This is a genomic window from Glutamicibacter sp. BW77 (assembly GCF_002332285.1).
In the GTDB taxonomy this organism is placed as follows: Bacteria; Actinomycetota; Actinomycetes; order Actinomycetales; family Micrococcaceae; genus Glutamicibacter; species Glutamicibacter bergerei.
This window is the reverse complement of record NZ_NRGT01000065.1, coordinates 1-26,552: the sequence shown is the minus strand read 5'-3', so window position 1 is coordinate 26,552 and position 26,552 is coordinate 1. Positions and strand designations below refer to the sequence as shown.

Annotated in this window: 26 protein-coding genes; 15 read left to right on the top strand and 11 right to left on the bottom strand. The window is 55.0% G+C overall.

What is annotated here, in order from left to right:
* Positions 1 to 10: 10 nt before the first annotated feature.
* The 7 genes from CIK74_RS10925 to CIK74_RS10895 all read left to right on the top strand — a co-directional run bounded on the left by CIK74_RS10925 (position 11) and on the right by CIK74_RS10895 (position 7,218).
* A complete protein-coding gene (locus tag CIK74_RS10925; protein WP_096256245.1) occupies positions 11 to 1,630 on the top strand; it encodes an ABC transporter ATP-binding protein in 1,620 nt (539 codons plus the stop codon).
* A gap of 47 nt (positions 1,631 to 1,677) precedes the next feature.
* Positions 1,678 to 2,901 (top strand): acyl-CoA dehydrogenase family protein, encoded by a 1,224-nt coding sequence (locus tag CIK74_RS10920; protein WP_096256244.1) that lies wholly within the window; start codon positions 1,678 to 1,680, stop codon positions 2,899 to 2,901.
* A gap of 1 nt (position 2,902) precedes the next feature.
* The gene (locus CIK74_RS10915; protein ID WP_096256243.1) at positions 2,903 to 4,321 is read left to right on the top strand and encodes an NtaA/DmoA family FMN-dependent monooxygenase; all 1,419 of its coding nucleotides are present in this window, start codon (positions 2,903 to 2,905) and stop codon (positions 4,319 to 4,321) included.
* Positions 4,322 to 4,450: 129 nt separating this feature from the next.
* Complete coding sequence (locus CIK74_RS10910; RefSeq protein WP_096256242.1) at positions 4,451 to 4,867, top strand: CoA-binding protein; 417 nt, start codon at positions 4,451 to 4,453, stop codon at positions 4,865 to 4,867.
* 81 nt (positions 4,868 to 4,948) lie between these two features.
* Positions 4,949 to 5,365 carry an MmcQ/YjbR family DNA-binding protein gene (locus CIK74_RS10905; protein ID WP_096256241.1) on the top strand — a complete coding sequence of 139 codons (417 nt, stop codon included), beginning with the start codon at positions 4,949 to 4,951 and terminating at the stop codon, positions 5,363 to 5,365.
* A gap of 5 nt (positions 5,366 to 5,370) precedes the next feature.
* A complete protein-coding gene (locus CIK74_RS10900; RefSeq protein ID WP_170947849.1) occupies positions 5,371 to 5,694 on the top strand; it encodes a putative quinol monooxygenase in 324 nt (107 codons plus the stop codon).
* Between the two features lie 156 nt (positions 5,695 to 5,850).
* Complete coding sequence (locus CIK74_RS10895; protein WP_096256239.1) at positions 5,851 to 7,218, top strand: FAD-dependent oxidoreductase; 1,368 nt, start codon at positions 5,851 to 5,853, stop codon at positions 7,216 to 7,218.
* Positions 7,219 to 7,285: 67 nt separating this feature from the next.
* Here the strand turns inward: CIK74_RS10895 and CIK74_RS10890 are convergent, their stop codons facing one another.
* The gene (locus CIK74_RS10890) at positions 7,286 to 9,520 is read right to left on the bottom strand and encodes a bifunctional UDP-sugar hydrolase/5'-nucleotidase (RefSeq protein WP_096256238.1); all 2,235 of its coding nucleotides are present in this window, start codon (positions 9,518 to 9,520) and stop codon (positions 7,286 to 7,288) included.
* Positions 9,521 to 9,688: 168 nt separating this feature from the next.
* Here CIK74_RS10890 and CIK74_RS10885 point away from each other — a divergent pair, with 168 nt between their 5' ends.
* Positions 9,689 to 10,045, top strand: coding sequence for a zinc ribbon domain-containing protein YjdM (locus CIK74_RS10885; protein WP_096256237.1), 357 nt, complete (start codon positions 9,689 to 9,691; stop codon positions 10,043 to 10,045).
* A 10-nt stretch (positions 10,046 to 10,055) separates the two neighbouring features.
* On the opposite strand, the gene CIK74_RS10880 is transcribed toward CIK74_RS10885, so the two are convergent.
* Positions 10,056 to 10,256: a hypothetical protein gene (locus tag CIK74_RS10880; protein WP_096256236.1), complete on the bottom strand. Its 201-nt coding sequence runs from the start codon at positions 10,254 to 10,256 to the stop codon at positions 10,056 to 10,058.
* Positions 10,257 to 10,423: 167 nt separating this feature from the next.
* On the bottom strand, positions 10,424 to 11,134 hold the full coding sequence (locus CIK74_RS10875) for an HNH endonuclease family protein (protein WP_096256235.1): 711 nt from the start codon (positions 11,132 to 11,134) through the stop codon (positions 10,424 to 10,426).
* Between the two features lie 274 nt (positions 11,135 to 11,408).
* On the opposite strand from CIK74_RS10875, the gene CIK74_RS10870 reads away from it, so the two are divergent.
* Complete coding sequence (locus CIK74_RS10870; protein ID WP_096256234.1) at positions 11,409 to 11,978, top strand: hypothetical protein; 570 nt, start codon at positions 11,409 to 11,411, stop codon at positions 11,976 to 11,978.
* Positions 11,979 to 12,013: 35 nt separating this feature from the next.
* Here CIK74_RS10870 and CIK74_RS10865 read toward each other — a convergent pair whose 3' ends face one another.
* The gene (locus CIK74_RS10865) at positions 12,014 to 13,138 is read right to left on the bottom strand and encodes a siderophore-interacting protein (protein WP_096256233.1); all 1,125 of its coding nucleotides are present in this window, start codon (positions 13,136 to 13,138) and stop codon (positions 12,014 to 12,016) included.
* Positions 13,139 to 13,397: 259 nt separating this feature from the next.
* On the opposite strand from CIK74_RS10865, the gene CIK74_RS10860 reads away from it, so the two are divergent.
* Positions 13,398 to 14,171 (top strand): type 1 glutamine amidotransferase domain-containing protein, encoded by a 774-nt coding sequence (locus CIK74_RS10860; RefSeq protein ID WP_096256232.1) that lies wholly within the window; start codon positions 13,398 to 13,400, stop codon positions 14,169 to 14,171.
* Positions 14,172 to 14,495: 324 nt separating this feature from the next.
* Positions 14,496 to 15,107, top strand: coding sequence for a GerMN domain-containing protein (locus CIK74_RS10855; RefSeq protein ID WP_240520528.1), 612 nt, complete (start codon positions 14,496 to 14,498; stop codon positions 15,105 to 15,107).
* A 69-nt stretch (positions 15,108 to 15,176) separates the two neighbouring features.
* Here the strand turns inward: CIK74_RS10855 and purL are convergent, their stop codons facing one another.
* Genes purL through purS form a run of 3 tightly spaced genes read right to left on the bottom strand, consistent with a single transcriptional unit; the run spans position 15,177 to position 18,492 of the window.
* Positions 15,177 to 17,492, bottom strand: a complete 2,316-nt coding sequence (gene purL / locus CIK74_RS10850) for a phosphoribosylformylglycinamidine synthase subunit PurL (RefSeq protein WP_096256231.1) — start codon at positions 17,490 to 17,492, stop codon at positions 15,177 to 15,179.
* Positions 17,489 to 18,241 carry a phosphoribosylformylglycinamidine synthase subunit PurQ gene (gene purQ, locus CIK74_RS10845; protein WP_096256230.1) on the bottom strand — a complete coding sequence of 251 codons (753 nt, stop codon included), beginning with the start codon at positions 18,239 to 18,241 and terminating at the stop codon, positions 17,489 to 17,491. The genes purL and purQ overlap by 4 nt, the downstream gene beginning before the upstream one ends.
* Entirely contained in the window at positions 18,241 to 18,492 is a 252-nt protein-coding gene (purS, locus tag CIK74_RS10840; RefSeq protein WP_096256229.1) for a phosphoribosylformylglycinamidine synthase subunit PurS, read from the bottom strand. The genes purQ and purS overlap by 1 nt, the downstream gene beginning before the upstream one ends.
* 219 nt (positions 18,493 to 18,711) lie before the next feature.
* On the opposite strand from purS, the gene CIK74_RS10835 reads away from it, so the two are divergent.
* Complete coding sequence (locus CIK74_RS10835; RefSeq protein ID WP_096256228.1) at positions 18,712 to 19,122, top strand: YchJ family metal-binding protein; 411 nt, start codon at positions 18,712 to 18,714, stop codon at positions 19,120 to 19,122.
* An 11-nt stretch (positions 19,123 to 19,133) separates the two neighbouring features.
* On the opposite strand, the gene CIK74_RS10830 is transcribed toward CIK74_RS10835, so the two are convergent.
* Complete coding sequence (locus tag CIK74_RS10830; RefSeq protein ID WP_170947848.1) at positions 19,134 to 19,808, bottom strand: ankyrin repeat domain-containing protein; 675 nt, start codon at positions 19,806 to 19,808, stop codon at positions 19,134 to 19,136.
* A 472-nt stretch (positions 19,809 to 20,280) separates the two neighbouring features.
* Here CIK74_RS10830 and CIK74_RS10825 point away from each other — a divergent pair, with 472 nt between their 5' ends.
* Complete coding sequence (locus CIK74_RS10825) at positions 20,281 to 21,411, top strand: methyltransferase domain-containing protein (RefSeq protein ID WP_096256304.1); 1,131 nt, start codon at positions 20,281 to 20,283, stop codon at positions 21,409 to 21,411.
* An 8-nt stretch (positions 21,412 to 21,419) separates the two neighbouring features.
* Here the strand turns inward: CIK74_RS10825 and CIK74_RS10820 are convergent, their stop codons facing one another.
* The 3 genes from CIK74_RS10820 to CIK74_RS10810 all read right to left on the bottom strand — a co-directional run bounded on the left by CIK74_RS10820 (position 21,420) and on the right by CIK74_RS10810 (position 24,453).
* Positions 21,420 to 23,003, bottom strand: a complete 1,584-nt coding sequence (locus CIK74_RS10820; RefSeq protein ID WP_096256226.1) for a sodium:proton antiporter — start codon at positions 23,001 to 23,003, stop codon at positions 21,420 to 21,422.
* A gap of 61 nt (positions 23,004 to 23,064) precedes the next feature.
* Positions 23,065 to 23,352: a hypothetical protein gene (locus tag CIK74_RS18530; protein ID WP_141392930.1), complete on the bottom strand. Its 288-nt coding sequence runs from the start codon at positions 23,350 to 23,352 to the stop codon at positions 23,065 to 23,067.
* Positions 23,353 to 23,553: 201 nt separating this feature from the next.
* Positions 23,554 to 24,453 carry a 3-methyladenine DNA glycosylase gene (locus CIK74_RS10810; protein WP_096256224.1) on the bottom strand — a complete coding sequence of 300 codons (900 nt, stop codon included), beginning with the start codon at positions 24,451 to 24,453 and terminating at the stop codon, positions 23,554 to 23,556.
* Positions 24,454 to 24,530: 77 nt separating this feature from the next.
* On the opposite strand from CIK74_RS10810, the gene CIK74_RS10805 reads away from it, so the two are divergent.
* Both CIK74_RS10805 and CIK74_RS10800 read left to right on the top strand, forming a co-directional pair.
* A complete protein-coding gene (locus CIK74_RS10805; protein ID WP_096256223.1) occupies positions 24,531 to 25,085 on the top strand; it encodes a DinB family protein in 555 nt (184 codons plus the stop codon).
* Positions 25,086 to 25,161: 76 nt separating this feature from the next.
* Positions 25,162 to 26,511 (top strand): TIGR01777 family oxidoreductase, encoded by a 1,350-nt coding sequence (locus CIK74_RS10800; RefSeq protein WP_096256222.1) that lies wholly within the window; start codon positions 25,162 to 25,164, stop codon positions 26,509 to 26,511.
* Positions 26,512 to 26,552: the final 41 nt, after the last annotated feature.

Sequence of the window (26,552 nt, the reverse complement as noted above, 5' to 3'; positions counted from 1 at the left end):
GGGGCAGACTATGACTGCCACGCAGCACGCTCACCCGGTAGTGCGCATCGAAGACCTAGCTGTTCGCTATGCGCAGGGAACCCACGCGGTGCAAGGTATCAACTTAGAAATTCCCGCAGGACAAATTGTCGCGATTGTTGGTGAATCTGGTTCCGGAAAATCCACACTTACCAAGGCCCTCATTGGCCTGCTTCCAGATAACGCCAACACCTCAGGCAGCATCCGCTTCGGAGGAACCGAGGTCACCACGCTAGATCTTGGCCAGTGGCGTGAGATTCGTGGAGCCGGCATCGGCTTGGTCCCACAGGATCCGGGGGCCTCTCTCGACCCGGTGCAGACCATCGGATCGCAGCTGATTGAAGTGTTCCGCCTGCATCCGAAACGTTCGGTACCCAAAAAACAGTGGCGTGACAAGGCCATCGAATTGCTGGCAAGCGTAGGAGTCGACAGGGCAGAGCAGCGACTGGGCCAATACCCGCACGAACTATCCGGGGGACTTAAGCAACGAGTGCTGATCGCTATCGCCTTCGCCCTGAATCCGCAGTTGCTCATCGCCGATGAGCCAACCAGCGCACTGGATGTCACGGTGCAACGCACTGTACTTGAAGTGTTTGTCTCCCTTGCGAGGCAGAAGGGAACTACCGTCCTTTTTGTTACCCATGACCTCGCGGTAGCCACAGATATTGCCGACCGAATCCTGGTGATGAACGGCGGCAAGGTGCTCGAAGACCGGTCGGTAAGTGAGCTGATCTCGGCTAGCACCAATGACTACACCAAGGCTCTGCTAGACCAGGCCTACGCAAACAATCAGCGCCGTGAGCTCAGCGAAAACCACGACGTGGTCATCCGGGTTAAGGACCTCGGAAAAGAATTCGGCCGTGGTTCAAATGCTCATAAGGCGGTGAACCACGTCAGCTTTGAAGTAGCTCGCGGAACTACCTTCTCACTCGTAGGAGAATCTGGATCGGGCAAATCCACTACCGCAAAAATCATCATGGGACTACTCGCATCAAGCCAGGGCAGCGTCGAGGTAAACGGCGAAGATGTCTCATCGATCAGCGGTAAACAACGTTACGAGCTCTGGCGTCAGGCACAGCTGGTTTATCAAAACCCCGACTCCGCGTTGGACCCACGCCAAACGGTCCGCGCGATCATCGACGAGCCGATGCGCAATTACAAGCTTGGCGATGCCCCTTGGCGCGAAGCGCGTGTCAACGAGTTGCTGGGGCAAGTAAGTCTCGCACCACAACTTGCCGAAAAGCGCTCGCCGGAACTATCGGGCGGTCAACGCCAACGTGTGGCCATTGCTCGTGCGCTGGCGAGCGGGGCAAAGATTCTCGTGCTTGATGAAGCGCTCAGCGCGCTGGATGTGCTGACCCAAGAACAGATCCTCACCCTTCTTGATCGGCTCCAGCACGAACAACAATTGACCTATTTATTTATCTCTCATGACCTACACGTGGTCGAACGCATCAGCCACCACGTTGGGGTAATGCGCCAAGGAGAACTGGTGGAAACAGGAACCGTTGATCAGGTATTTTCCAATCCGACCCACGAATACACGCGTACCTTGCTGGCAGCAAATCCCGGAGAGAAGTTGCGCGAGCTTGAACACCTGCGCCGCGCCTAGAGATCAGAACATCGTTGCGCCGATACAAAATTAGAGAAGAGAAGCCCATGAGTATTAACTTCACCGAAACCTTAAGCCCCGAAGCTACTTATCAACGCCTGATTGACCGGTTTAACCCGGTTTTTGAGCGTATTGCTGAGGGCGCCACACAACGTGAGCAGCAGCGTGTACTTCCCTTTGAACAGGTTGGGTGGCTCAAAGATTCAGGCTTCACTACGCTGCGTGTGCCACACAGCCATGGTGGTGATCCGGTCAGTCACGAACAACTTTTCCGCTTGTTGATTGAACTTGCCGCCGCTGATTCGAACGTTGCCCATCTGCTGCGTAGCCACTTCTCTTTTGTTGAAACTATCGCCTTACAGCCCCAAGAATTTCAGGATCGCTGGTTCCCTCGAGTACTTGCAGGTCAGATCTTCGGCAACGCTGCCACCGAGCGTGGCGGTAACGCGCTAGGAACTACCAATACGCGGTTGAAGGAGACCTCCGCAGGCTGGGTGCTGAACGGCGAAAAGTACTACACGACCGGTTCGATTTTTGCCGACTGGGTGGTGGTCATGGCCTCCACCGACGGAGTCGAAGGACGTCAATATGCAATTGTTGATCGCCATAGCAAGGGTGTGGAGATCCTGGATGACTGGGACGGTTTCGGCCAGCCGTTAACCGGTACCGGGACGGGTATTTTCATCAATGTTCCGGTAGAGGATGCGAATATCCTGCAGCGTAAGGTGGCGTCCACCCTGGAGCCTGCCTTCTTTCAGCTCTGCTTGCTTGCAGTCTTAGTTGGCATCGGAAAAGCTGCACGTGACGAAGCCGCAGGTATCGTGGCAACACGCACCCGAACTTTCAACACCGGATCGGGTGAACTGTTCCGCAACGACCCACAGATACAAGAGTTGGTAGGACGGCTCGCGGCCAACGTTTATGCCGCCGAATCCATCGTGGTCACGGCCGCGCGTGCACTTGACGCGGCCTATGATCCATCATTGAACCTTGATCACGAGACAGCCTATCTGCGTGCGGAACTTGCGGTGCAGCAAGCACACGTTGCGGCACCCAAGCTTGTATTGGATGCAACCAGCGAACTCTTTGACGTTACCGGAGCCTCGGCGGTTTCCACCAGCAAATCGCTGGACCGCTTCTGGCGTAACGCACGCACTGTTGCCACGCACAACCCAGTTGCATTCAAAGCACGCTCGGTGGGCGACTACTTTATCAACGGCACCATCCCTACAGGTCTTAATTCAATTGGCGACGCCACGGGAGCAAAATAAATTGGGTACTTTCGACACACGTCCTCGTTTCATCCTTTCAGCGTTCCTGATGAACACCTCCAGCCATATTCTTGGCGGAATGTGGCGTCATCCAGACGCGCAACAAGACCGCTTCCACGAACTTGGGCTTTGGGTAGATCTGGCCAAGAAGCTGGAAGACGCTAAATTCGACAACCTCTTTTTTGCTGACGTGGCTGGGCTTTATGGGGATCATGAAGGTGGTTGGGCCTCACTGGCGCGTAAGGGGCTGCAGATTCCTAGCCATGATCCGATGGTTTTGCTTTCGGCTTTGTCCGCTACGACCAAGGATATTGGTCTGGCCATGACTAGTTCTGTGGTGCAATCCCACCCGTTCCAATTTGCGCGGCAGATTTCTACCCTGGACCACCTCTCTCAAGGGCGAGTGGCCTGGAATATCGTGACCAGTGTTCTTGAAAATACGCACCGAAATTTTGGTGCGAAAAGCCTCATGGCACATGATGACCGATATGGATGGGCCGAGGAATATGTGGACGCCGCCTACAAGCTCTGGGAAGGATCCTGGGAAGACGACGCGTTGAAGGCTGATAAAAAAACCGGGATCTACGCCGACCCGGCTCGCATTAACAAGATCAATCACCGTGGTGAAATCTATTCAATTGATGGTCCGCACCAGGCGCTTCCGAGCGCTCAGCGCACACCGTTCCTTTTCCAAGCGGGCTCTTCACCGCGCGGAAGCCAGTTCGCGGCAACCCATGCCGAAGCCACCTTCCTCTTTGCGCCGCACCCACAGTATGTGGCGAAGAAAGTTGCCGGCCTGACGCAGAATCTGCAGGCTGCCGGTCGAAGCCGTGAAGACCTTAAAGTCTTCGCGGGCCTGTCCTTCGTGGTGGGTTCTACCGAGACTGAGGCAAAGGCCTTGGAAGCCGAATACGATCAGTATCTTGATCCACACGCAATCATTGCGCATATCGGGGGTGGCATTGGCGTGGATCTGGGCGGACTGGACTTGGATACGCCGCTCGGCGAAGTTAAAACGGAGGGCGCTCAGGGCGTGTTGGAGGCCGCGTTGGCTTCTACCCCGGGACGTAACCCAACTTTGCGGGACCTCGCACATTACCGGGCGAAGGCGCAGCAGATCGTGGGAACCCCAGAACAGATCACCGAGAAGCTGCTCGAATGGCAGGATGCAGGTATCGACGGATTGAACGTCATCAACCACATCTTGCCTGGATCCTATGACAACTTCATCGAGGGGCTACTTCCCGAATTGCAACGTCGCGGATTGGCGCAGACTGAATACGCTCCGGGCAGCCTGCGTCAGAAGGTTTTCGGTAGGGGAGACAGGCTGCCAGAAAACCACCCAGCGGCTCAGTATCGTGGCGCTTTCGGTGCGCTGTCTGCCGCTCATCTGGAGAAGGATCTACAGCGGGCCCGCTAGCCCGAACGCAGAGCGTTGGGCGGTGATTTGCAGTGAAATCGAGGACCGCGAATTATTGTCCCTTGGTGATCTCGCGAGAATTCTCTGCGAAGCTTTGGTCGTTTGGCCGCGCACGGTAGGGTGACGAGCATGAGTAAGCAACATGTCAACGATCAGGCAATAGTCCGGAGATTATTGACGACACCTGCGCGGTGGGCGGTCGTAGGACTGAGCGCGAATCCGCATCGGGTGGCGCCCTCCATTGCTAGGTATCTCCGCGATGACCTAGGCATGGAAATCATTCCTGTCTCGCTACGTGCCGAAGATGCGCTTGGTGAAAAAGGCTATGCGAGACTCGATGAGATTCCTGGGCAGATCGAAGTGGTGAACTGTTTCGTCAATTCGCAAAAGGTCGGCGATATTGTGGACCAGGCAATCGAGGTCGGTGCAAAAGCTATCTGGATGCAGCTGGGGGTTATCGATGAGGCCGCCGCTGCGCGCGCCAAGGATGCGGGCCTTGAAGTGGTCATGGATACCTGCCCAAAAATTGAGTATCCGCTGCTCTGAACCATTGAACTAGCGGATGCTAGTCAAACCATATTGATACGGTAAAAGAACCAGCTCTGTCTTACCTCTGAAGGATATTTGATGCCAGATGATTCGCTCGGAGTACTTCATGAGCGGTGGCGTGCTCTCTGTCTGGAGTTGCCCGGAGCTTTTGAAGATTTTCCCTTCGGTGAAGGCAGCGCCGTGTTCAAAATTGCCGGTCGTGATCGCGCAAAAGCCAAGATGTTCGGATTGCTGATGGAACGCGACGGTCAGCTGTTACTGAACTTGAAATGCGAACCAGCGATTGCAGATCAGTTGCGGAACGAATATGAGCAGATTATCCCCGGATATCATATGAGCAAAAAGCACTGGAATTCTCTGCTCCCTGGGCTGGAAACCGAGCACGTGAGAGAACTGATTGAAGACTCATATGATCTGGTGATCGAAGGCATGCCCAGGCGTGACCAAGAATTCGTTCGGTTTCAAACCAAAATCTCGGGTGAATCGTTAGACTGACGTATATGTACTTCATTGTCGTTAAATATCAGGTAAAGCCGGAATTTTCCGAGAGCTTCATGTCCCACGTTGCACAGTTCACTGAGGCCACCCGCGCCGAAGCAGGCAACATGTGGTTTGACTGGTCACGCAGTGTTGAAGATGCAAATGAGTACGTTCTAGTCGAAGCATTCCGCGATGACGAAGCTGCTTCGGCTCACGTTAACTCTGAGCACTTCGCTGCTGGACTTGAATCCATGCGTCCATTGCTTGTCCAGACCCCGAAGATCATCTCTCGCAAGATTGATGGCGAAGATTGGGAAGAAATGGGCGAGCTGCAGATCGGCTAGTCCCCAAGACCAAATATCGGCGCGGCCCGTGAATGGAGAAATCTCCACTCACGGGCCGCGTTTTTGTTGTTGCACTGATAAAAGTAGGTTGCATTAGTGCACTACGTGGTGAAGACTCGGTAAGGAAAGCAACCAAACAACTGTGAGGACGCGACTGTGGCTAGAGAACTTGATGTCATCGTTATTGGCTGGGGCAAAGGCGGCAAAACGTTGGCCGGAACGCTGGCACGTGCAGGTTGGCGCGTAGCTATCGTGGAACAGTCGGAAAAGATGTACGGGGGAACGTGCATCAATATTGCCTGCGTGCCAACGAAGATCTTAATTCACGACGCCGAACAGCACCGCGGCAATGGCGCAGATGCCGACTACTTTAATACCGCGGTTGAACGCCGCGATGAGCTCACCGCCAAAATGCGCCAAAAGAACTTCTCCATGCTTGACGACCTGGATTCCGTCTTGGTGCTTACCGGACGGGCCAGCTTCACCGGAGCACACAGCATCAAGGTGGAAGGTGGCGATGAAGTTGTCGAGCTGAGCGCGCCAAAAATCGTAGTCAATACCGGTGCAGTGCCGGCTATTCCACCGATCAAGGGTGCGGAAATTAGCGGGCGCATCCATGATTCAACTACCCTGCAACATGCCGAACTTCCGAAAAAACTCGTGGTGGTCGGCGGCGGTTACGTGGGCCTCGAATTCGCTTCGATGTTCGCTCAGTTCGGATCTGAAGTCAGTGTCTTGGACCGTGGAGAACGAGCGCTGAAACAAGAAGACGAAGATATCGCTGCTGAAGTAGTCTCGGCGTTGAACGACGCCGGAGTCACCATCATTACTTCGGCCAGCGTCACCAGTCTGAGCCAAGATGCACACAGCGCCACGGTCACCTATGACCGAAATGGAGAAGAGCACCAATTGCACGCAGATGCAGTGTTGCTGGCTCTGGGCCGAACCCCAAACACCGCGCCACTAAAACTTGAGAACACTGCCGTGCAGCTCGGTGACAAGGGTGAAATCAAGGTGGATAAATACCTGGCGACGGATGCGGAAGGGATCTACGCACTTGGCGACGTCATTGGTGGAGCCCAATTCACCTACACCTCGTTGGATGACAACCGGATACTCAAAGACAAATTTTTAGGCGAAGGTAAACGAAACCTCGAAGATCGTGTTGCGGTACCGAGCACCATGTTTGTCACACCACCCTTGGCCCGCGTGGGATTGAATGAAGATCAAGCTCGTGCACAAGGACTAGACATCAAGGTCGCGACGAAAAAGGTTGCAGATATCGCGGCGATGCCGCGTCCCAAAATTGTGGGTGATCCGCGGGGCATCATCAAATTTGTCGTGGAGCGCAAGACCGACCAAATTCTTGGCGCCGCGTTAATGCACGTAGATTCGCAAGAGGTCATCAACCTAGTTGCGATGGCCATGCGTGCAGGGATCAACGCGAGCACTTTGCGTGATTCGATCTTCACTCATCCCTCTTCTACTGAAGCACTCAATGATGTCTTGGGTAGCTTTAAATAGTTCCAAAAGGATTTAAAGGATTATGGCACCCCGGAAAATTCCGAGGTGCCATAATTCTTAGCGTTATTTAGTGGGAGTTCTTCTTGCGACTGCGAATCAGCAACAAGATAATCCCGGCCACGATTACTACGCCAGCGGCAATTCCAATCCAGCTTGCGGAGAAACCGGTGTCAGCCAAAGAATCCTTGTCCCGAGGCTGTTTGCTCGGAGACTCGTTGGTGTCATTTGATGGGGAAACGCTTGGCGACTGCGAAGGGCTTTGCGTCGCCTCGGCCGATGCCGATGGGCTCTGCGATGGCTCTTCGGTTGGTTCATCGCTTGGAGTCGGAGCGACTGCCCCTTCGATCACGGTGAAGTCCACCGAGATGCCTTCGCGCTGAATCTGCGAGACGACCAGTGAATTTTCACCCAGGGTTGCATCGGAAGGAACGGCAAGTTCGAAGGAAGTATTGCCTTCAGCGTCTGCGGCTGGGATGTCCTCAACGACAAGAGCACCATCGAAGGCCGTTGCGCTGAGCTCTGCACCCTGTTCCAAACCGGAAACTGAAACCTGAGCGCTTTCGCCGACAACTACCTGTGTTGGGTCAATTTCCACGGTGGCCCAGTCGGTGCCAGCCAGTGAGGCGCGGCCTAATGGTGCTGGCGAAACTAGATCGTGTGATTTGAAGTAGTTGACCGTTGCATCCAGATCAATTTGACCACTATCGGTGTGACCGGTTCCGGAGGCAAAGGCTGAGAAGTTATCGCCGCCGGTAGCCAAGAATGCGTTAGCAGCTACCTTGAAGGTGGCGCTTTCGTTGAGTGGCTCTGCGTTGAAGGTGATGTCTTTGATGTGCTTACCAAAAGCTGCATCTTCGACGTAGGTGTATTCCAAGCCGTTGGAGATTCCCAGGTGCAATTTGGCACGCTCGGAGCCTTCTGGCTGCCACTGCTGCTCTAGCGCTTCACGGATCTGCTTACCGGTCATGTCGAAGGTGATCAGTGTGTTTGCAAATGGCTGGACATCCGCGGCAGCCTTGTAGGTCACCGTTCCGTCCTCGCCATAGAGCAAGTCAGCGCGCAATCCGCCAGGGTTCATGAATGCAATTTCTGCTGGCTCACCAGCAAAATCTTTATTAGACGTGGCCCATAGATGAATGTCTGCCACGGTATTGCCAAGGGTTGATTCGACACCGCGGTCAGAACCTGGCTCCTCGCCGCCACGCAGGATGTCTTCGGAAATCTGGCCGACCGGTTCACTGCCGACTACCTCTGAATCTTCCACAGCCTGATCCACGATGCTCCGCACCTCGGCATTGGCCTCGAACAACGGCGACCAGTCACCATTGGCGTCTTCTTCGGCCAGTGGAATCAATGCGCTGGTACTCTTCGCGACCTCAAAAGTGGCCGGGTTAATTTCGAGGGAAATCTGGCCAAGAGTTGTTCCGTACTGGTGCGACTGGATGACCGGACGTCCGTCAATATCGCAGTTATATGCTTGGTGGGTGTGGCCGGAGAAAATTGCGTCGACACTGTCATCTACGTCGCGGATCAGTGTTCCGTAATCAGTTTTTTCGCCGGCGATCGCGCCGCAGTCGGTGCTGTCTGAACCGTTGTGAGTCAGCAAGACCAATACGTCTGCTTCGCCGTTTGCGGGATCCTCGTCAGAGAGTTGCTTGGCGACACGGTTTGCGGCTTCCAGCTCGCTGCCGAAGTCTAGGTTTTTGATACCTTCTGGGCTCACCAATGATGGAACATCTGCGGTGACCGTGCCGATGAAGCCCACCTTGATGCCAGCTACATCACGGATTGCATATTCGCGTAAAGCAGGCTCCTTGGTGCCCTTCTCGTAGACGTTTGCTCCGAGGGCAAAGTCAGCACCGTCTTCTCCAGCTTTATCGCCGAAACGTGGGATGACCCGTTCGGTGAGGTCAGCGAACCCGCGATCAAACTCGTGGTTGCCAACGACCGAAACATCTAATCCGCCGGCGGCGAGTGCATCGATGGTCGGGTTGTCTTCTTGCGAGGCGGAAGCGAAAGTGGAAGCGCCGATATTATCGCCGGAAGAGACAAATAGCGTGTTCGGGTTTTCGGCTCGTTGCGCATCAACTGCGCCGGCGAGTACCGCAGCGCCTGCCGAATCGCCATCGGCCGCGATGCGGCCGTGAAAATCATTGATTCCCAGCAGGTTGAGGGTGACGTTTTCGTCCGCCGCTGGTGTTGCGGTGGTTGTTGCCTGAGCGGCGAATGCGCCCGTAGTGAGCAGGGACAAAGTGGCTAGTGATGCTAGCCCAGTGTTCCTTATCTGCCTGATTGCAGACATAGGTCCTCCTAGTAGTGTGCGAGTGACATGCATCATGTCTATCGCAAGAAGGTGAACCTGTCGATGTTTTCTTATGAAATTTGTCCATCGTTCGGTAAATTTTTAGGCGGACACACGGTGGGACGCTGTGTTGGCTGTTGATTCGATGGCCTTGGTAAACTACAGCCCATGAGTGAAACTTTGCCGCCGTGCCCAGAATGCGCCAGCGAATACACCTACGCCATGGACACGTTGTTGGTTTGCCCTGAATGTGCCCACGAATGGAATGCGGCTCCCACAGCCGATCAATCGAGCGATGAAGCAAGCGCTGAGATTAAAGATGCCGTTGGTAATGTTTTGCAGGACGGCGATTCGGTCACCATCGTGAAGACCATGAAGGTCAAAGGCGCGCAGAGTGCACTAAAATCTGGAACTAAGGTTCGCAATATCCGACTCACGCCAGGTAGCGGAGACCACGATATTTTTGCCAAAGTTGATGGTTTTGGATCAATGGAATTGAAGTCTTCGATCGTGAAGAAAATCTAGTCTGTTAAACCTATTGGCGATGTGGATCGCCGGCGGTGACGTTTGAGCGGTCAAGGGTGCCGGTCACTAGGATCATTGCTGCAGCGATGAACATCAATGAGGACGTTACCCAGCAGGTCGTCGCAATTTCACGTTGCCCAATGTTCAAAGCGAGCAGGAAGACGCAGACGCTGACGGCCAAGATTGATGAGCCGAGCAGTCGTGTCTTCATGGTGCACCAGTTTCTGTAGAAAATCATCGGTCGCGCCCAAGTGCATACGCGAAACGCTGGACTAATAGAATTCTGCCACAGTTTGTCTGCTTTGAATATAAAACTTTTGGTGCAACTTTGACCTATTGCCCTCATCCTTTTGTAGGATGCCTACCTCCGAGTGCGGCTTAGAGGCAAGATTTTAGGATCGTGCTGATCGCCGCATGCTCCGCGTTAGTCACCCAAGCATCGTACTTTGCTTTGACCTGCGTCTGCCGCGAAACGTAGGCGCAACGGAACTGTTTGTTCGGCGGTAGCCACGTTGCCGCGTCCTTGTCACCCTTGGAAGCATTGGCAGAACCATCCGAGGCCATTAGATTCAGCGGGTCATTCGCGAATTCGAGCCGAGTCTGCGGATCCCATTTTTGAGCTCCCTTTTGCCAGGCGTCCGATAGTGCGACTACGTGATCGATTTGAACCTTCGAGCTGGTTGTCTGACCGCGCTGAAAATCGATTGATTCTCCGGTATAAGGATCGTGGAAAACACCACTGAGAACTACGCAGTTCACCCGGGCCTGCTTGAACACTACATTTACCAGATCGCGTGCCAAGACATCATTGCGGGCGTCGCAGCCGTTTCGGTCCGGATCCTTCCATCCCTTGCCGAACTGGTCACGCGTGTAGCCTGTTTTTGGGGCGCGACCTTTAATCCTGATGGTCTCTAATTGTTTGAGCGAAGTCGTGAATTCTTCCGGATTGCCCAGCGTGGGAGCTGTAACTGGCGTAGTGCTTTCGGCCTGAAAATCAGAAAATTCGATGGATCCCAGCGAAGCGCAACCACCCAATGCGAGGGTGCTGGCAAGTAATGCAATAGATAAAGTGCGACGCAACAAGCGCATGCTCGGGTGGTTCTCCTGCTCAAATTAAATTTCGTGGAGATACGCTCCACCCTTTGCACTATATTTTGAGCAACCGACGAAAAGACGCATTCGAAGGCGTGTGGCATTGTGAGATGGCTCCGTTAGCGCGTGCGCAATTCAAACTTCGCACCAGATTGAGCGTCGTAATGCGAATCAAGCATTCTGACTCCTATTGTTTAACTTCATCCGATGAAATAATCTTTTCTAGAGCGAGGTCAGGGTGGCTAATTGAGGAGCGATACCGTTGAGAAGAATGCTATCTGTATTGGTTGCATCGATGATGGCCTTGACCGCTTGTACCGGCACTCCAGCCTCCGTGCTGGAGAAGCAAGCAGGCTTAGAAGAGCTCCAGATACGACATGAACAACAGCTCAGTGCCTGGGAAGAGGAGCAGGTTGCAATCGAGACAGGCACCTATGTAGAACCGAAGGTTCCTCTGGAAGAGGTGTTTAACGCGGTCAGGGAGGTTGATCTGATTGACGATGAGTCGCTGGATAATGATGGGGTCACGATGGGCCTCAGCAACGCAGGGTATTTTACCGTCGATACCGAATACGGGGCCATGGGGGATGCCCTCGAATTATCGGGTGAACATAAACCAGGAACCTATGGGGTCTTGTTAGCTTGCTCGGGTGAAGGTCAAGTTGAAATCTCGGCTTTCGCTGACGACAAACGGCTCATGACGACGTCACTCCTTTGCGAACAGCCGCTATCCACGGTCAAAAAGAGTTTTGAACTAAAGACAACGGCTGAGTCGCTACGTGTAAATATCGACCCAGAACCAAGCGTCCGAGGCCGGTATGAAATCCATCTTCACGGATAGCCCGCAGTGTTCGTGGGTGAGCTGCGTACCCGAAACTACTGCGGTTGGGTTCTTGGACGCTTAGTTCGCAAGGTCCAGTAGGAGGAGACATGAACGTCTCGCTTGTTAAGCTCCCATCTGTTGGCCATATGCGAAATTGTCTTTGCTGTGGAGCGCTCGGCATGCACCATCACGCTAGTGCTGGTGTTAGGCGGCGCGAGCAAGGAGAAGGCATTAACGAGCACGTCACTGGTTCCAGGATGGAGCCCATTACGATGTACCCAGCGCAACTCAATTCCCGACGGATGGTCAATATCAAATTCACTCTCCGGACCATCAACTTCAAGAAGTGCAACACCCTTGGCATCGCTTCGGAGCATCCCCATGGCCACAGAGACTGCTGGTATCCCGGCCTCGTCTGCGGCGAACACGTAGTTATCGACCCTGCCGCTTAGACTAAATTTCCCGCGCGATTCAGAGATGACCAATGGATCTCCTGGCTTAGCAGTCGCGGCCCATGCGCTGCCAGGACCACCATCACCGTGCAATACGAAGTCGATGGCTAGTTCCTCTGCCTCCTGATCGATCCATCGGATCGTATAAGAACGGGTGCAAGGAACCTGTTCGCGCGGCAGTGAGCGGCGCAAGGTTTTGAGGTCGTACGGTGCGTTGAGGGCAAGTGCCGGATCGGCAAAGAAAACCTTGACGTACTGGTCTGCTTTGCCATTCGGTCGGTATCCAGCAAGTTGTTTGGCGCCAGCGATAACGCGAATCATTTCTGGGCTTAGATTTTCAACACGTTTAACGACGAGCACATGCTGGCCGAATCCGTTGTTAGTAGACGGCGTTCTTTCCCGCTCAGACCGAAGAGATGTATCGCCGATATCGATAACTTGGGGAATCGGTTCCTTTGAGCGCAGGGATTTTCCCAAAACGCGACGTGCCGCGGCTATCGCAGCAGCGGCTCCTGCTTGTTGTGCGGCAAGGAGTAGCTCATCGGTTTGCAGGGCGTTGAGTTCGGCACCGCTACCGCGAGCATTTTTCAGCGCCCGCTTGGCAATTTTAGCCCCAACTTTGGCACCAGATTTTTCTGCCTGGTTCAGCACCTGCAAGGTGAAATGTTCTGGCGCCTCGACGACGAGCTGAGGACCGTACCTACTATGTTTATGGTGTTTAGACATGACCGGTGCCCCCGCTGCTTATATTTTCCGACAATGCTCTTTCCTTGAGTGTCCGTCACGTCACGCAAGCTGACAAGCCCATGGCTCTTGATGTCTACGGTTATGCGAACCGATAGCGTCAAATCTTGAACTTTGGCCACCTTAGGAAAAGTAGAACAAGCATGATGGTTTTGCTGAGTCCCGGCTGAAAGGTCGCTGAGATTGCTAGCCAGAATGAGATCACGTGCCTAGGCTGTAAAAAGGGCGAAAGGAGCATTCCGTGAAAAAAATTCTCATGGTTCTAACTAGCGTTTCCGAAATTGAAGAGACCGGAGAGAAGACCGGGTACAACGTGGCCGAGGCTGCGCACCCATGGAAAGTCTTCAAAGATTCCGGGCATTTTGTTGACTTTGCTTCCATCAAGGGAGGTCAGCCGCCACAAGATACCGTCGATAAAGATGATCCAATCCAGGTGGCTTTCACGCAGGACGAGACTACGCGGGCAGGTTTGTATAACACCGCCCGAATCGACGTTGTCGATCCGGAACAGTACGACGGTGTGTATCTCGTCGGTGGGCACGGCACCATGTGGGACTTCCCAGACAACGAAGGGCTGCAGAAGCTAGTGGGCAGCATCTACGACTCAGGTGGACTGGTTGGAGCCGTTTGCCATGGTCCAGCAGGACTGGTCAACGTGGAACTGAAGAACGGTCTGCGGCTCGTCGAGGGGCGCACCGTCGCAGCATTCACGAATGACGAAGAAGTAGCTGTTGGTAAAGAGAAGATCGTTCCATTCCTCTTGCAGGACAAGCTCGTTGAGCAGGGCGCGACTCATGAGGCAGCCGAGAACTTTGAAGAAAAAGTTGTTGTCGACGAGCGCCTAGTCACAGGTCAAAACCCTGCGTCGGCCGGTGGTGTGGCGAAAGAGATGGAGAAGCTTTTTGCCGAAGCCATTCATCAGGAAAAGGCCGCTGAGCAGCATGACTCCGAGGATCTGCGCGCGGCCCATGACGCCAAGAAATCCTCATCGCATAAGGAACGCGAGGGACACTAACCTCCCGTTTCGTGAGAACTAGCTTCGCGCTTCTCACTTCAGAAGAACCTAGAATATGGTTCGGGGTGGCAGATANNTATCTGCCACCCCGAACCATTTTGCATTAATTAGTTGTCATTGGAATCTACGTCTTCGCGGGGGAGCACCATTGACCTGTTTTACGAGACCAAATGTCGTGGTGGTTTCCGACAACAGTTAGGTGCGCGCCCGTTAGAAAGAGGTGGCCGCAAAGGCGTCAAACTGCAATCCAGCCGTGCTGGTATGACCCCAACGCGCGTCGTTACAGTTGAAGCACTGTTCGTGCAGGCTCCTGAGGAGGAAACCATGCGACCTCAACGGATTTCTCAACTGCCCATAGCGTTCGGGCTCGGAATACTTTTCCTTGCTGCCGGTTGCAGCGCAAACGATGGTGAAGGCATGACCGAAAGCTCTGCGCCTCCAGCCGCTACCCAGAGCTCAACTCCGTTACAAGATTCCCCAGCTCCCGTCAGTTCTGCCCCAGCCGGTGCGAGAAGCTCGACGTCGGCGACGAGTGCCAGCCTGACGCTGTTTTACGTAGCGGTAGGCGACGCAGGTAAATCAGGACCCGAAATTGGCTGTGGTGACTCGATAGTTGCTACCGAAACCGGGCCGAAAGAATTCACTAACCAGGTCGAGGCGTCGGTAGCGGCACTGCTTGCGAACGATTCCGAGGAGCTTGGAAGTTCTGGTCTACGCAATGCATTGACCGCCTCGGACCTCGAATACGTGTCGTCCATGGTGGACGGTGATGTGGTGACGGTCCAGCTAAACGGTACCGTCAGTTCAAGTGGTACTTGTGATGATCCGCGTATTGTCGAACAGCTCAAATACACGGCGATGACCGCAGCGGGTACCGGGGAAGCCGAAATCTTGGTGGAGGGCGAGAAAATTGAAGAGGCGCTCAGTTCCAAATGACCGGTATGCAAAAAACGGTGGTCTTCCTCAAATTGAGGAAGACCACCGTTTCAGAGCAGTAACTATGGCTTAGCCAAAGTACTTGACCATGGTGCCTTCGTGCGCTTCGCGTAGGTCCTCGACAGACACGGTGAATTCACCTTGTACTTCAAGAGACTTTGACTGCGCATCGACGATACCTAAACGTGCCACGGTAACTCCGCGGGCGCTGGTCATGTCGTTGAATCGAACTTCTTCGCTGCGTGGAACTGCAACCACTGCACGTGACTGTGACTCGGAGAACAAGGTGGTGAAGGAATCCAGTCCGTCACGCTTCTTGATGTCATCCAAGGCCACACGGGCGCCGACGCCGTAGCGCAGAACCATTTCTGACAAGGCAGCTGCAAGGCCACCTTCAGACAGGTCGTGCGCCGCGTCGATCATGCCGTCGCGGCTGGCGTTGATCAGGATCTCACCGAGTTCCTTCTCAACTTCCAGGTCAACCTTCGGAGGCAGACCGCCCAGGTGCCCACGCAGGTTGGCGAACTCCGACCCGTCTAGCTCATCGAAGGTCTTACCAATAAGGTAGATTGCCTGTCCGTCTGCATCCTCGCGCCAGCCCGAAGGGGTGCGACGTGCTACGTCATCAAGCTTGCCCAGAGTCGCAACCACCGGGGTTGGGTGGATCGCAGTGGTGCCGGTCTGGTTGTACAGGGACACGTTACCGCCGGTGACCGGAACGCCGAGCACCTGGCAGGCATCGGACAGTCCGCGGATACCTTCTGCCAGCTGCCACATCACATCAGGATCCTCGGGGGATCCATAGTTCAGGCAGTCGGAGACGGCAATCGGGATCGCACCGGAGGTAGCGACGTTACGGTAGGACTCGGCCAACGCCAGCTGGGCCCCTAGGTAAGGGTCCAGGTAGGTGTAGCGGCCGTTAGCATCGGTAGCGATGGCTACGCCTAGGCCGGTTTCCTCATCGATACGGACAACGCCAGCATCATCCGGGGAAGACAACGCGGTGTTACCGCCGACGTAACGGTCATACTGGCGGGTAATCCACGATTTGTCGCACATGTTCGGGCTAGCGATGAGTTCAAGCACCGCAGCCTTGATCTCATCCCCGGAAGCTGGCAAGTTCTTGCCGGCATCCGAAGCCTTGAAGGTGTCGGCCTGCAGCGCGTCCTGCCACTGTGGGCGTGCGTAGGGGCGGTCATATTCCGGACCGTCTACTGCCACGGTGCTTGGGTCAACGTCTACGATGACCTCACCGTTCCAGGTGATGGTCAGACGGTTATCGTCGGTGACCTCGCCTAGCCAGGAGTATTCCACGGCGTACTTATCCATCACGGCTTCAAAAGCCTTGACGTTATCCGGGGTCACCACAGCCATCATGCGTTCCTGGGACTCTGACATCAGGATTTCGCCTGGGGTCAGGGTTGGATCGCGCAGTAGGACGCTGGTCAGTTCGACGTTCATGCCGCCGTCGCCGTTGGCTGCCAATTCACTGGTGGCGCAGGAGATGCCTGCGGCGCCCAGATCCTGGATACCTTCAACCAGCGAAGCCTTGAACAGTTCCAGGCAGCACTCGATGAGTACCTTCTCGGCAAACGGGTCGCCAACCTGTACCGCTGGGCGCTTGGATGGCTTGGTGTCATCAAATGATTCCGAAGCCAGCACCGAGGCGCCACCAATGCCATCGCCACCGGTGCGTGCACCGAAGAGCACGACCTTGTTGCCCACGCCGGAGGCGTTAGCCAGGCGTAGATCTTCGTGGCGCAGTGCGCCTACGGCTAGTGCGTTCACCAGTGGGTTGCCCTGGTAAATAGGGTCGAAGACAGTTTCGCCGCCGATGTTCGGCAGACCCAGTGAGTTGCCGTAGCTACCGATACCGGAAACCACGCCGTGCACCACACGCTGGGAATCCGGGTGGTCAATTGCGCCGAAACGCAATGGATCCATCACTGCAATGGGGCGTGCGCCCATGGAGATGATGTCGCGCACGATACCGCCGATGCCGGTAGCAGCACCCTGGTGCGGCTCAACAAACGAAGGGGAGTTGTGCGATTCGATCTTGAAGGTGACGGCCCAGCCATCGCCCAAGTTGGTGACACCGGCGTTTTCGCCCATGCCGACCATCAGGTCCTTCTTCATCTCCGGGGTGACTTTCTGGCCAAACTGGCGCAGGTGGTTCTTGGTGGACTTATACGAGCAGTGCTCGGACCACATCACCGAATACATGGCCAGTTCCGCCGCCGTTGGACGGCGTCCCAAGATCTTGACGATCTCGGCAAACTCATTGTCCTTCAGGCCAAGCTCGGTCCAAGGCAGTTCCACCTTTGGGGTAGCTGCGGCGTTCTCGACGGTGTCGATGTTAAATTCTTTGGTGGCTTCTAGGCTCATTTTTTGCCTCCAACAAGGTGGGTCAAAACACTGGTGAAGAACGTCAGCCCGTCGGTACCACGGTGATCTGGACCGAAACCGGCTTCGATGGCGTGCTCTGGGTGCGGCATCAGGCCGACCACGTTGCCCGCTTCGTTGCTGATGCCGGCGATCGAACGGCGCGAGCCGTTAGGGTTCCAGCCCACGTAGCTAAATGCCACGCGGTTTTCGGCTTCGAGCATGTCCAGGGTCTTCTCGTCAGCCACGTACTGGCCGTCCTGGTTCTTCAGCACGATGGTGATCTCCTGGCCGGCTTCGTAGCCGTTGGTCCAGGCGGTCTGATTGTTCTCAACGCGCAACAGCTGGTCACGGCAGAGGAACTTCAGGTGATCATTTTTAATCATCGAACCGGGTAGCAGATGCGACTCGGTGAGGATCTGGAAACCATTGCAGATACCCAGAACCGGAAGCTTCGCCTCCGAATTTGCGGCATCAACAATCTTGTCCATCATGGGTGCGAAGCGGGAGATCGCTCCGGCGCGCAGGTAATCGCCATAGGAGAATCCGCCGGGGATCACCACGGCGTCGACATCCTGCAAATCGGTGTCGGCGTGCCACAAGGACACCGCTTCGGCACCGGCAGCGCGAACCGCACGAGCGGCGTCACGGTCATCGAGGGTGCCCGGGAAGGTCACCACACCGATGCGTGCACCAGACAGTTGCGTAGTTGGCGTTGAGTAGTCGCCAATTAAAGGAAGTTCGGTGCTCATTAGTCTGCGACGACCTCGACGTTGACAACGTCTTCGATAACCGGGTTAGAAAGCAGAGTTTCTGCAGCTTCGCGCGCCTGGGCGAGAACTTCGTCGGTCACCTCGCCATCGACAAAGAGTTCGAAACGCTTGCCCTGGCGGACAGCTTCGAAGGAGGTGAAGCCTAAGCGGGGAAGTGCTCCCGCGATGGCCTTGCCCTGAGGGTCAAGGATTTCTGGCTTGAGCATGACATCTACAACGATGCGGGGCATCCGGCATATCTCCTGTTGGCGAGGTTAAGTTAAATGCCACACGGAGATGCCGTCTCACACCAGGGGGATTTGGCGCTCCGCGAGCTTGCTTAATCAGTCTACCGGGTAAGCGAGAGGTAAAACGCATAGGTGTGTATAAGCACAGTTCTAGCCCGTTATAAGTCATGTGATCTTCGGCTCGTGGGCCGGGCCACCGTAGCTCCCAAGTAAACTAAATACGTGCAAAACTCCAAGGAAACCCGTTGTCCCTGCCGTGAGCTCGACGCCGAACAGCGCAGATATTTAGACTGCTGCCAACGTTTTCATGACGGGCGTGCCAACGGAGAAAATCTGCCACAGACCGCCCAAGAATTAATGCGCTCACGCTATAGCGCCTTTGTGCTGGGGAAAACGCAGTATTTACTTGATACCTGGCACGAAACCACACGTCCTAAGGAACTTGAACTAGATGCCGGTATGCGCTGGTTGGGCTTGGAAATTCATCAAACCCGAGCTGGAGGTCCGGACGCTACACGAGGGGTCGTGGACTTTGAGGCGCATTACGCCCATGGACGTGGACAAGCTAGCCAACGTGAAGTGAGCTCATTCGTGCGCGAAAATGGTGCTTGGTTTTACGTCGATGCCCTATAACGCGCTGGAGGCTACTTGCTTGAAGTGCGAAGAGTTGACAGCATCTGGGTGAGATTACGCTTCTCTGCCAAATCAAATGCGTTGGACCCCGACGGGTCGCTCAGGTGTGGATTGGCTCCGGCTGCTAAGAGCAAACGGACGATTGACAGCGAACTATTTGATCCTTGCCCCAAGGCGATAGCCACATGCAACGCGCTCCAGCCAAGGTCATTAACCTTGTCCAATGGAACGTCATGCTGTAACAAGATCCGTACCGACTCGACCTGGCCTTCTTCACTAGCTAAGAAGAGGGCGGTACTGCCGAGGCGGTCCACACTGTTCACATTCGCTCCGTGGGACAGAGCCGAACGCAGAACTTCTTCTAAGCCCAAAGCACTGGCCTTTAAGAAGGGTGAATCTTGGGAAGAATTTTTTGCATCAGGTAGGGCACCAGCGTTTATCAAGGTCTTTGCGACCTTCTGATCGCGATTGAGTACCGCACGCATCAGCGGAGTGTTCCCCCGTGAATCCTGTGCTTCCAGCTCGGCGCCGGCTTTTAAGGCCTTGCGTGCGGCCTTCGGATTCCGGTCGGCAACCGCCGCATAAAGAGCAGTGGTAGAAGCCGAAAGTGCTGGAGTGCTTCCGGGAAGTTGCTTGAAGCTAGCCGAACCAGAACCGGAGGCCGCGGCGCTGGACAGCGGGGTCACGTCTCCCTGCGTAGCGGAGGTTGTCGGTGATGTTGTTGGCTTAGACCGGTTGTTGGTGACAGTCTTAGTTGCCGCGCTGGCTGGGGCACTAGAAGCTGTGGCTTTTTTAGGTTGAGTGGCAGAAGGCGCTGCAGCTGGGCTTTGAACCGGCAGGCTTGCTGGAGCGCTGGAAGAGGCAGTCGACGGGACGGGCGCAGCTTGAGGAACTGAGGAAGAGCAACTCGTGCATGCTCCGATTACGGCTGCCAAGGGGAGCGCTAGTAATGCGTAACCACGCATTTGAGTGGAATGCCCGTGTCGAAGTGCCATCTTTCCTTTCGAAAATCGGAAGTTTCTGGGTAGTCACCGTAGTTCATACCTAATATCGATCTGCTAGTGAGCATATCGGGGAAAGCTGAAGATTTGCGGTCAATAACCGTCGAAATTGCTTTGTGCCGAACGTTCAGAGAACTTCGGTAAAATCGAAGACACCATGGAATGCCTTTACTTCTCCGCCGACCGTTGCCACTCCTGCACGCAAATGACGGTGCCATACGCTGATCAGCTCCAAGCCAAAGTCGATCACTGCGCCACCTCGCTGGCGCAGTTCCCCGATCTACAATTTTTGCCGCCACAGGCCAGCTCGGAATCAGGATTCCGCAACAAGGCGAAAATGGTGATCTCCGGAACTACCGACAATCCCACCATCGGTATTCTCGACGCCGATGGACACGGCGTTGACCTACGTAACTGCGGGGTATGCGCCCCCGAGTTGCGCGCGCTGTTCCCCGTGATCGAGCGCTTCATCAAGGAACTGAAAATGATTCCTTACAGCGTGCCGAAGCGTAAGGGCGAGCTCAAACACGTCATTCTCACGCTGTCAGATACCGGTGCTGTGATGGTGCGTTGGGTACTACGCACTAAAAAACATTTTGTTGCGCTGCGTGATTCATTACCGCAGTTTTTGGAGCTGCTGCCACGGTATAGCGTTGTCTCGGTGAACTTCCTGCCCGAGCACAAAGCCGTATTGGAAGGCGAGGAAGAAATTATCCTCACTCGTCGCACTACCCTGGAATTCGGTCTTAATGGGGTGCCGATGCACCTACGCCCACAGGGCTTCTTCCAAACAAATACCGAAATCGCCGCGGCGTTGTACCGTCAGGCGCGACAGTGGATTAACGACGCGAACCCGGCCAGCGTTTGGGATCTATATTGCGGTGTCGGTGGTTTTGCGCTGCACTGTGCCGAAGGCGATCGTCGGGTTCAAGGAATTGAAACCAGTACCGAGTCGGTTGCGGCGGCTAATCTTGCGGCCGAAGAACTGGGTCAAGAAAATACGACCTTTACAGCCATGGACGCCACCGAGTTCGCATTAGCTGCAGAGCAAGCGCCGGACGCCGTAGTACTTAACCCTCCGCGCCGCGGCATCTCTGCTGAGCTGGCTCAATGGCTGAATGCTTCCAGCGTGCAACATCTGGTGTATTCCAGTTGCAACACTAATTCTCTGGCTCGCGACTTGGAGCGCCTTGATGGCTTTAGCGCCAAACAAGCGCGGGTGATGGATATGTTCCCACAGACAAATCACTATGAGGTCATTGTTCGTCTGGAACGCATCGCGAGCTAGACGCCGATTTAGCGATCCAAGGTCGCGGTGCGCCTATCAATGCGCAGCATGATCTCGTCAACCATGTGTGGATCGACGCCCGGTTCACGCCTGGCCTGAAGCAGCTCATCACGAGCTGCTGCTAGCGCGGTGGACTGGATCGCGTCTGCCTTGGTGATTACCGCGCGCAACTGTGTGTACTTCTCATCGGTGATCGCATCGTGGGTATCAGGATCCGACAGCAGGATGTTGTGTAGATCGTGCATGCGTCGGGTGACTACATGTCGGTAGTTTTCCGGTAGATCATGCAAATCCATATTTGTCTTCAACGTCTTTACCGCTACATCTTCGGCACGTCGGGCCAACGCCCGGCGTGCCTTTTTGGTCGCTTGGTCATTGTCCCGCAATTTGAGCACGCGCATCAGTACCGGAAGCGTTAAACCGGGAACCACCAGGGTCGCTAGCAACACCGTGCACGCTGCGACGACTACGAAGTTTCTTCCCTCGATAGGTGTGCCATCCGCGGTGACCTTCGGCAACGCCAAGGCTAGCGCCAGCGTCGCCAAACCGCGCATGCCACACCACGTGAGCACCAAGGAGTCTTTTGCCGCGGAGACTTTGTTCATTCCCCGCAAGGTATTTGGCAAGTGATAGGTCCCGAACATCCATAGCGTGCGCACCAAAATCACCACCACACAGATCGCCGCGACGCCGGGGATGAAACGGATTAGGTTGCTGCCTTCTTCTTGGATGACCGAGTTCATTTCCAAACCCATCATTCCGAAGGCCAGACCGGTGGCTAACATTTCGAGTACTTCCCAGAACGCGCGTCGAGTTAGACGCTCCTGGGAGTCCTGTGGGCGGTCGCGCCGCCCAAGTTCTAGGGCCAAAACTACGACGGCGACCACGCCCGAGGCATGGATTTCTTCAGCCAGCATGTACACCGCGTAGGGTGCCACCAAGGTTGCGGCACAACGTGCTGCAAGGTTAGGCACGAAGCGGTTCAATGCACCGACGATCCAGGCCATGATGAAGCCCACGAGTATGGCAAGTGCTGCACCGATCAAGAAGCTTGGGACAAGATTAAATCCAACCTCGGTGCCGTTTAGCATTGCGGTGACCGCAAGCTGGAAGAGCACGATAGCCATCGCGTCGTTAAAGAGACCCTCAGTTTCCAATAATGAGGTGAGCCTGCGTGGCATCTTCACCTTGGTTGCGATGGCATCAACGGAGACCGGGTCAGGTGGTGCCACGATCGCTCCGAGAGCGATAGCTAAAGGAATAGAAAGGAACGGTGCGAAGACGAGCGAGGTAGCCGCGACTGCACCGGCAGTCACCACGATTAACACCACTGCCAGTCGGATCAGTGCTTTCCAGCGCAGCCGGAACACCGACCAAGAGCTTCGTTGCGCTGTGGCGAAGAGCAATGGGGGCAGGAAAATTGGGAGGATCAATTCCGGTTCTATATGCAGTTCGGGGATGAACGGCAAGAACCCTGCCAAGGTCGCCACGATCAACATCAAAATCGGATAGGGCAGCTTGATGCGTTCACCCAGTCCGACAATCAATATAGTGGCGAATAACAGCGCAATGATCAGCAGGAAGAACTCCATAGTCTTCCTATTCTAGTCGCGGCATCTATAACTCAAGGTATTTGCGAGGAAAAATAACTCGTTACCGCAGTCCTTCGCCTAGCAACGGAGCCAGCGAATCCCAGATGCTGATGGCGCAACCATTGTGTCGGTCAAAGTTTGCTTGGACAGGCTGATCCCCAATTTCTCCTTTAACTTTCGCGGTGACCGGTCCACCATAGATTTCGGTGCAAGTTTGTTGTGCGGAGGGTTTGCTGGTGAGTAATTCGGGATTTTTCACCAGTAATTCGCAGGCATCATTGGCGTTCGGAAGTGTGCTGGATTCGGTCGCTCGGGCGCCACGGCACTGAAGATGATATTCGTTGTCCACAGATTTACCATCAAAACTAATGCTGATCTTTAGATCCGCTGATGTGCTAGCGGGAGCGGAAGCCGATTGGGGATTCGACGTCGCACAACCGGCGAGCAACAGCCCGGCCAAAAGCGGTGTTAGACACGCTAAAGCAGAGGTGCTGAGCTGATCTTTGAGTCGTCCCATAAGCTCATTGTGCTCGGCCAACATGGGAGTTTGCTAGTGTTTTGGGGCAATTGGCAGGCTAAGTGCTACCTGCAATAGTTTGGAACGAAGCACATCCGCACGCTGTGCAAACTCTTTTTGCAACCTCACGTACTGCGCCTTGCCCTCGGGAGTTTCGATCCGGATGGGAGCATGACCCCACTTGGCCAAATCATAGGGGGAAGCTTGCATGTCCATGGTACGAATGTCCCATGCAAGCTCAAAGCAGTCCATGACTAAATCGGTCGGTACCGCAGGGCTCAACTTATAGGCCCATTTATAGAGGTCCATATTTCCATGAAGGCATCCGGGCTGTTCAAGGTCCACCTGTGTGTCCCGCGTTGGCTGCAATTCGTTGAGCGGCACCGCTTGAGGGGTGTAAAACCTGAACGCATCAAAGTGGGTGCAGCGAATCTTATGGTTTTCAACCACCTGATCGGTTCCGCTGGCGCCCAAGCGTAATGGCAAGTATTCATGACGGATACCGTTGAGCTCAGATTTGTAGGCCATTGCCCACTCATGTAATCCAAAACAGGAAAAGTTCGCTGGCCGCTGTGCGGTATTGCGCAACAGGATGCGAGCAAATTCGGTGACACGTGTTCGCGACTCGGAGAACTTCTGTATATCAAGTTCTAGGCCAGGTCCGTCAGGTGTTTGTACCGCGCGATAAAATTTCCAATCGGCACGTTCTTGAGCTTCTTCGCCGAGTAAGGCCACACCAATTCCGGGGTGCCAACGGTAAAGCTGGCCCGGCTTCTGCGTGTAATAGGTGAAGAGAAAATCTTCGATGGGATGTTTTGCTCCGGTCATTCGCCGTTGCACAAATGGTTCGCCAAAGGTCCGCGCGCGTTCTTCATGCGCGGCGGCGCGTGCTAGCCACTGCGGGGCTTCCAATGTGGTTCCGGTCGGGAGCATACTTCTAATTATTCAGTTCATTAGCTGACGAAACCAGTTTGGTACGTCAACTCACATCTCGGATAAAGGAGTGCAACATGGAAAACTTTCCCCCGTGGGAACCGCCAATGGGTGGAACCGAGCAAGTGCACCTGCTTGGCATGCTTGACCGGTTGCGAGTCACTTTCAGATATAAGGCCGACGGTCTGGACATTAAGCAGTTGATGTTCAGGCTACCCAGCAGTGAGTTGAGCCTTGGCGGATTACTGCAACATCTTGCGGCCGTTGAGGATGAAAAGTTCACTTACTTCATCGCTCGTGAACGTCCAGAGGTTCTTCTTGAACTCACCGCGGAAGGACGTGACCAGTTTGCGGTAAACCCAAAAGATGACCCCTCGGCGCTTTACCAGCGCTACGACACCATGGTCGCTAAAAGTCGGAGAATACAAGCCGGAGTGGTCGCTGCCGGGGGACTCGATGCACCGTCGGCATTGGAGTTTGAAGGCAGGCACGCCAGTGTACGTCGGGTGATCTGTGATCTGATCGAGGAATATGGCCGGCATACCGGACATGCGGACTTACTGCGTGAGGCTATCGACGGACGAGTCGGCGAGGATGCACCTTTCGACTATCTTCCGGCTTGGTATGCCTGAATCTAGATGTCAATGAATGCACGATAGAGAAAATTTGGGGGCAAGACAGGCGCCCGGTCCGACGTAGTATTGCCCCATGACACACCAGCGTTCAAGCGAAATTCAAGCACCCCCTGCCGAGGTTTTTGCGTGGTTTTCTCGCCCCGGAGCAATTCGCAGACTCCTGCCGCCCTGGCTTCCGCTGAAGGTAGTAGCCGAAGCCGAGTCGTTACGTGACGGAACGGCGGTGCTGGGATTGCCAGGCGGTCTGCGTTGGTTCGCCCAGCACCAGCCAGATGGTTATATTCCAGAACGAAAATTTGTCGACGAAGTAGAACCGCAAGGTTTGCGAGCCATCGCCACACGGGCGGTGAACTGGAAGCATGAGCACCTCTTCGAACCTGCCGACGGAGATGCGACGACGGTTATCGACCGTATCAATTCGAATCTTCCTGCCCGCCAGACTGCGCGCATGCTTGCCTATCGTCATCGTCAGCTCGGCGCAGACTTTGCCGCCCACCAGCGAGCCGCCGCCGCAGGGCTGAAGCCATTGACCATCGCGGTGACCGGTTCAAGCGGAATGGTCGGGGAAGCATTGTGTGCGTTCTTATCCACCGGCGGGCATCGCGTAATCAAGCTAGTGCGCGGCACCCCGAAGTCTGCCAATGAGCGACGTTGGGATTCGATGGCGCCGGCGGATGACTTGCTTGACGGGTGCGACGCGGTGATTCACCTCGCTGGAGCTAGCATCTTTGGCAGGTTTAGCGACAAACACCGTCAGGCGATTGAATCCAGTCGTATTGAGCCGACACAGGCCCTGGCCGAACTTGCTGCCCGAGCAAACGTGTCAACGTTCGTCAGCGCCTCTGCCGTGGGAATATATGGTGCAAAGAGTGGGCCCGCCCCGGTTGATGAAAAGTCGATCCCGCAACCCGTTGGCTCAGATTTTTTAGCCGACGTTGTTCAGCGCTGGGAACAAGCAGCCGGTGCCGGAGTATCCTCGATGCGCCGAGTGCAAATCCGTACAGGTATTGTGCTCAGCCCCCGCGGTGGCATGCTTGCGGTGCTTCGGCCAATCTTCACCGCCGGACTCGGCGGCCGACTAGGTACTGGTACCCAATGCCTGTCGTGGATCGGTCTTGACGATCTAGTAGATATTTACCACCGGGCTTTGTGGGACACGCAGCTTGATGGTCCGGTAAATGCTGTGGCACCTCACCCGGTGAACAATATCGAATTCACCAAGGCTCTGGCCAAAGCAGTGCGCCGTCCAGCCATCATTCCTGTGCCCGCGGCAGCGCCGAAGCTGCTGCTCGGTACGGAAGGTACCCAGTTGTTGGCCTTGGCGGACCAGCGGGTAGTCCCGCAGAAGCTGTTGGATACTGGACATGAATTTCGGCATGAACACATTGAACTGGAACTGGCCCACTGCCTTGGCGGGAACTAGCTGAGTTCTACTGTTTAAACACTAAGCTCCGCGTCATTGGG

Bases quoted from the DNA above. Each gene is read 5' to 3' on its own strand.
- CIK74_RS10925 (WP_096256245.1), top strand. From the start codon at position 11: ATGACTGCCACGCAGCACGCTCACCCGGTAGTGCGCATCGAAGACCTA.
- CIK74_RS10920 (WP_096256244.1), top strand. From the start codon at position 1,678: ATGAGTATTAACTTCACCGAAACCTTAAGCCCCGAAGCTACTTATCAA.
- CIK74_RS10910 (WP_096256242.1), top strand. From the start codon at position 4,451: ATGAGTAAGCAACATGTCAACGATCAGGCAATAGTCCGGAGATTATTG.
- CIK74_RS10905 (WP_096256241.1), top strand. From the start codon at position 4,949: ATGCCAGATGATTCGCTCGGAGTACTTCATGAGCGGTGGCGTGCTCTC.
- CIK74_RS10900 (WP_170947849.1), top strand. From the start codon at position 5,371: ATGTACTTCATTGTCGTTAAATATCAGGTAAAGCCGGAATTTTCCGAG.
- CIK74_RS10890 (WP_096256238.1), bottom strand. From the start codon at position 9,520: ATGTCTGCAATCAGGCAGATAAGGAACACTGGGCTAGCATCACTAGCC.
- CIK74_RS10885 (WP_096256237.1), top strand. From the start codon at position 9,689: ATGAGTGAAACTTTGCCGCCGTGCCCAGAATGCGCCAGCGAATACACC.
- CIK74_RS10880 (WP_096256236.1), bottom strand. From the start codon at position 10,256: ATGAAGACACGACTGCTCGGCTCATCAATCTTGGCCGTCAGCGTCTGC.
- CIK74_RS10875 (WP_096256235.1), bottom strand. From the start codon at position 11,134: ATGCGCTTGTTGCGTCGCACTTTATCTATTGCATTACTTGCCAGCACC.
- CIK74_RS10870 (WP_096256234.1), top strand. From the start codon at position 11,409: ATGCTATCTGTATTGGTTGCATCGATGATGGCCTTGACCGCTTGTACC.
- CIK74_RS10865 (WP_096256233.1), bottom strand. From the start codon at position 13,138: ATGTCTAAACACCATAAACATAGTAGGTACGGTCCTCAGCTCGTCGTC.
- CIK74_RS10855 (WP_240520528.1), top strand. From the start codon at position 14,496: ATGCGACCTCAACGGATTTCTCAACTGCCCATAGCGTTCGGGCTCGGA.
- purL (WP_096256231.1), bottom strand. From the start codon at position 17,492: ATGAGCCTAGAAGCCACCAAAGAATTTAACATCGACACCGTCGAGAAC.
- purQ (WP_096256230.1), bottom strand. From the start codon at position 18,241: ATGAGCACCGAACTTCCTTTAATTGGCGACTACTCAACGCCAACTACG.
- purS (WP_096256229.1), bottom strand. From the start codon at position 18,492: ATGCCCCGCATCGTTGTAGATGTCATGCTCAAGCCAGAAATCCTTGAC.
- CIK74_RS10825 (WP_096256304.1), top strand. From the start codon at position 20,281: ATGGAATGCCTTTACTTCTCCGCCGACCGTTGCCACTCCTGCACGCAA.
- CIK74_RS10820 (WP_096256226.1), bottom strand. From the start codon at position 23,003: ATGGAGTTCTTCCTGCTGATCATTGCGCTGTTATTCGCCACTATATTG.
- CIK74_RS10810 (WP_096256224.1), bottom strand. From the start codon at position 24,453: ATGCTCCCGACCGGAACCACATTGGAAGCCCCGCAGTGGCTAGCACGC.
- CIK74_RS10805 (WP_096256223.1), top strand. From the start codon at position 24,531: ATGGAAAACTTTCCCCCGTGGGAACCGCCAATGGGTGGAACCGAGCAA.
- CIK74_RS10800 (WP_096256222.1), top strand. From the start codon at position 25,162: ATGACACACCAGCGTTCAAGCGAAATTCAAGCACCCCCTGCCGAGGTT.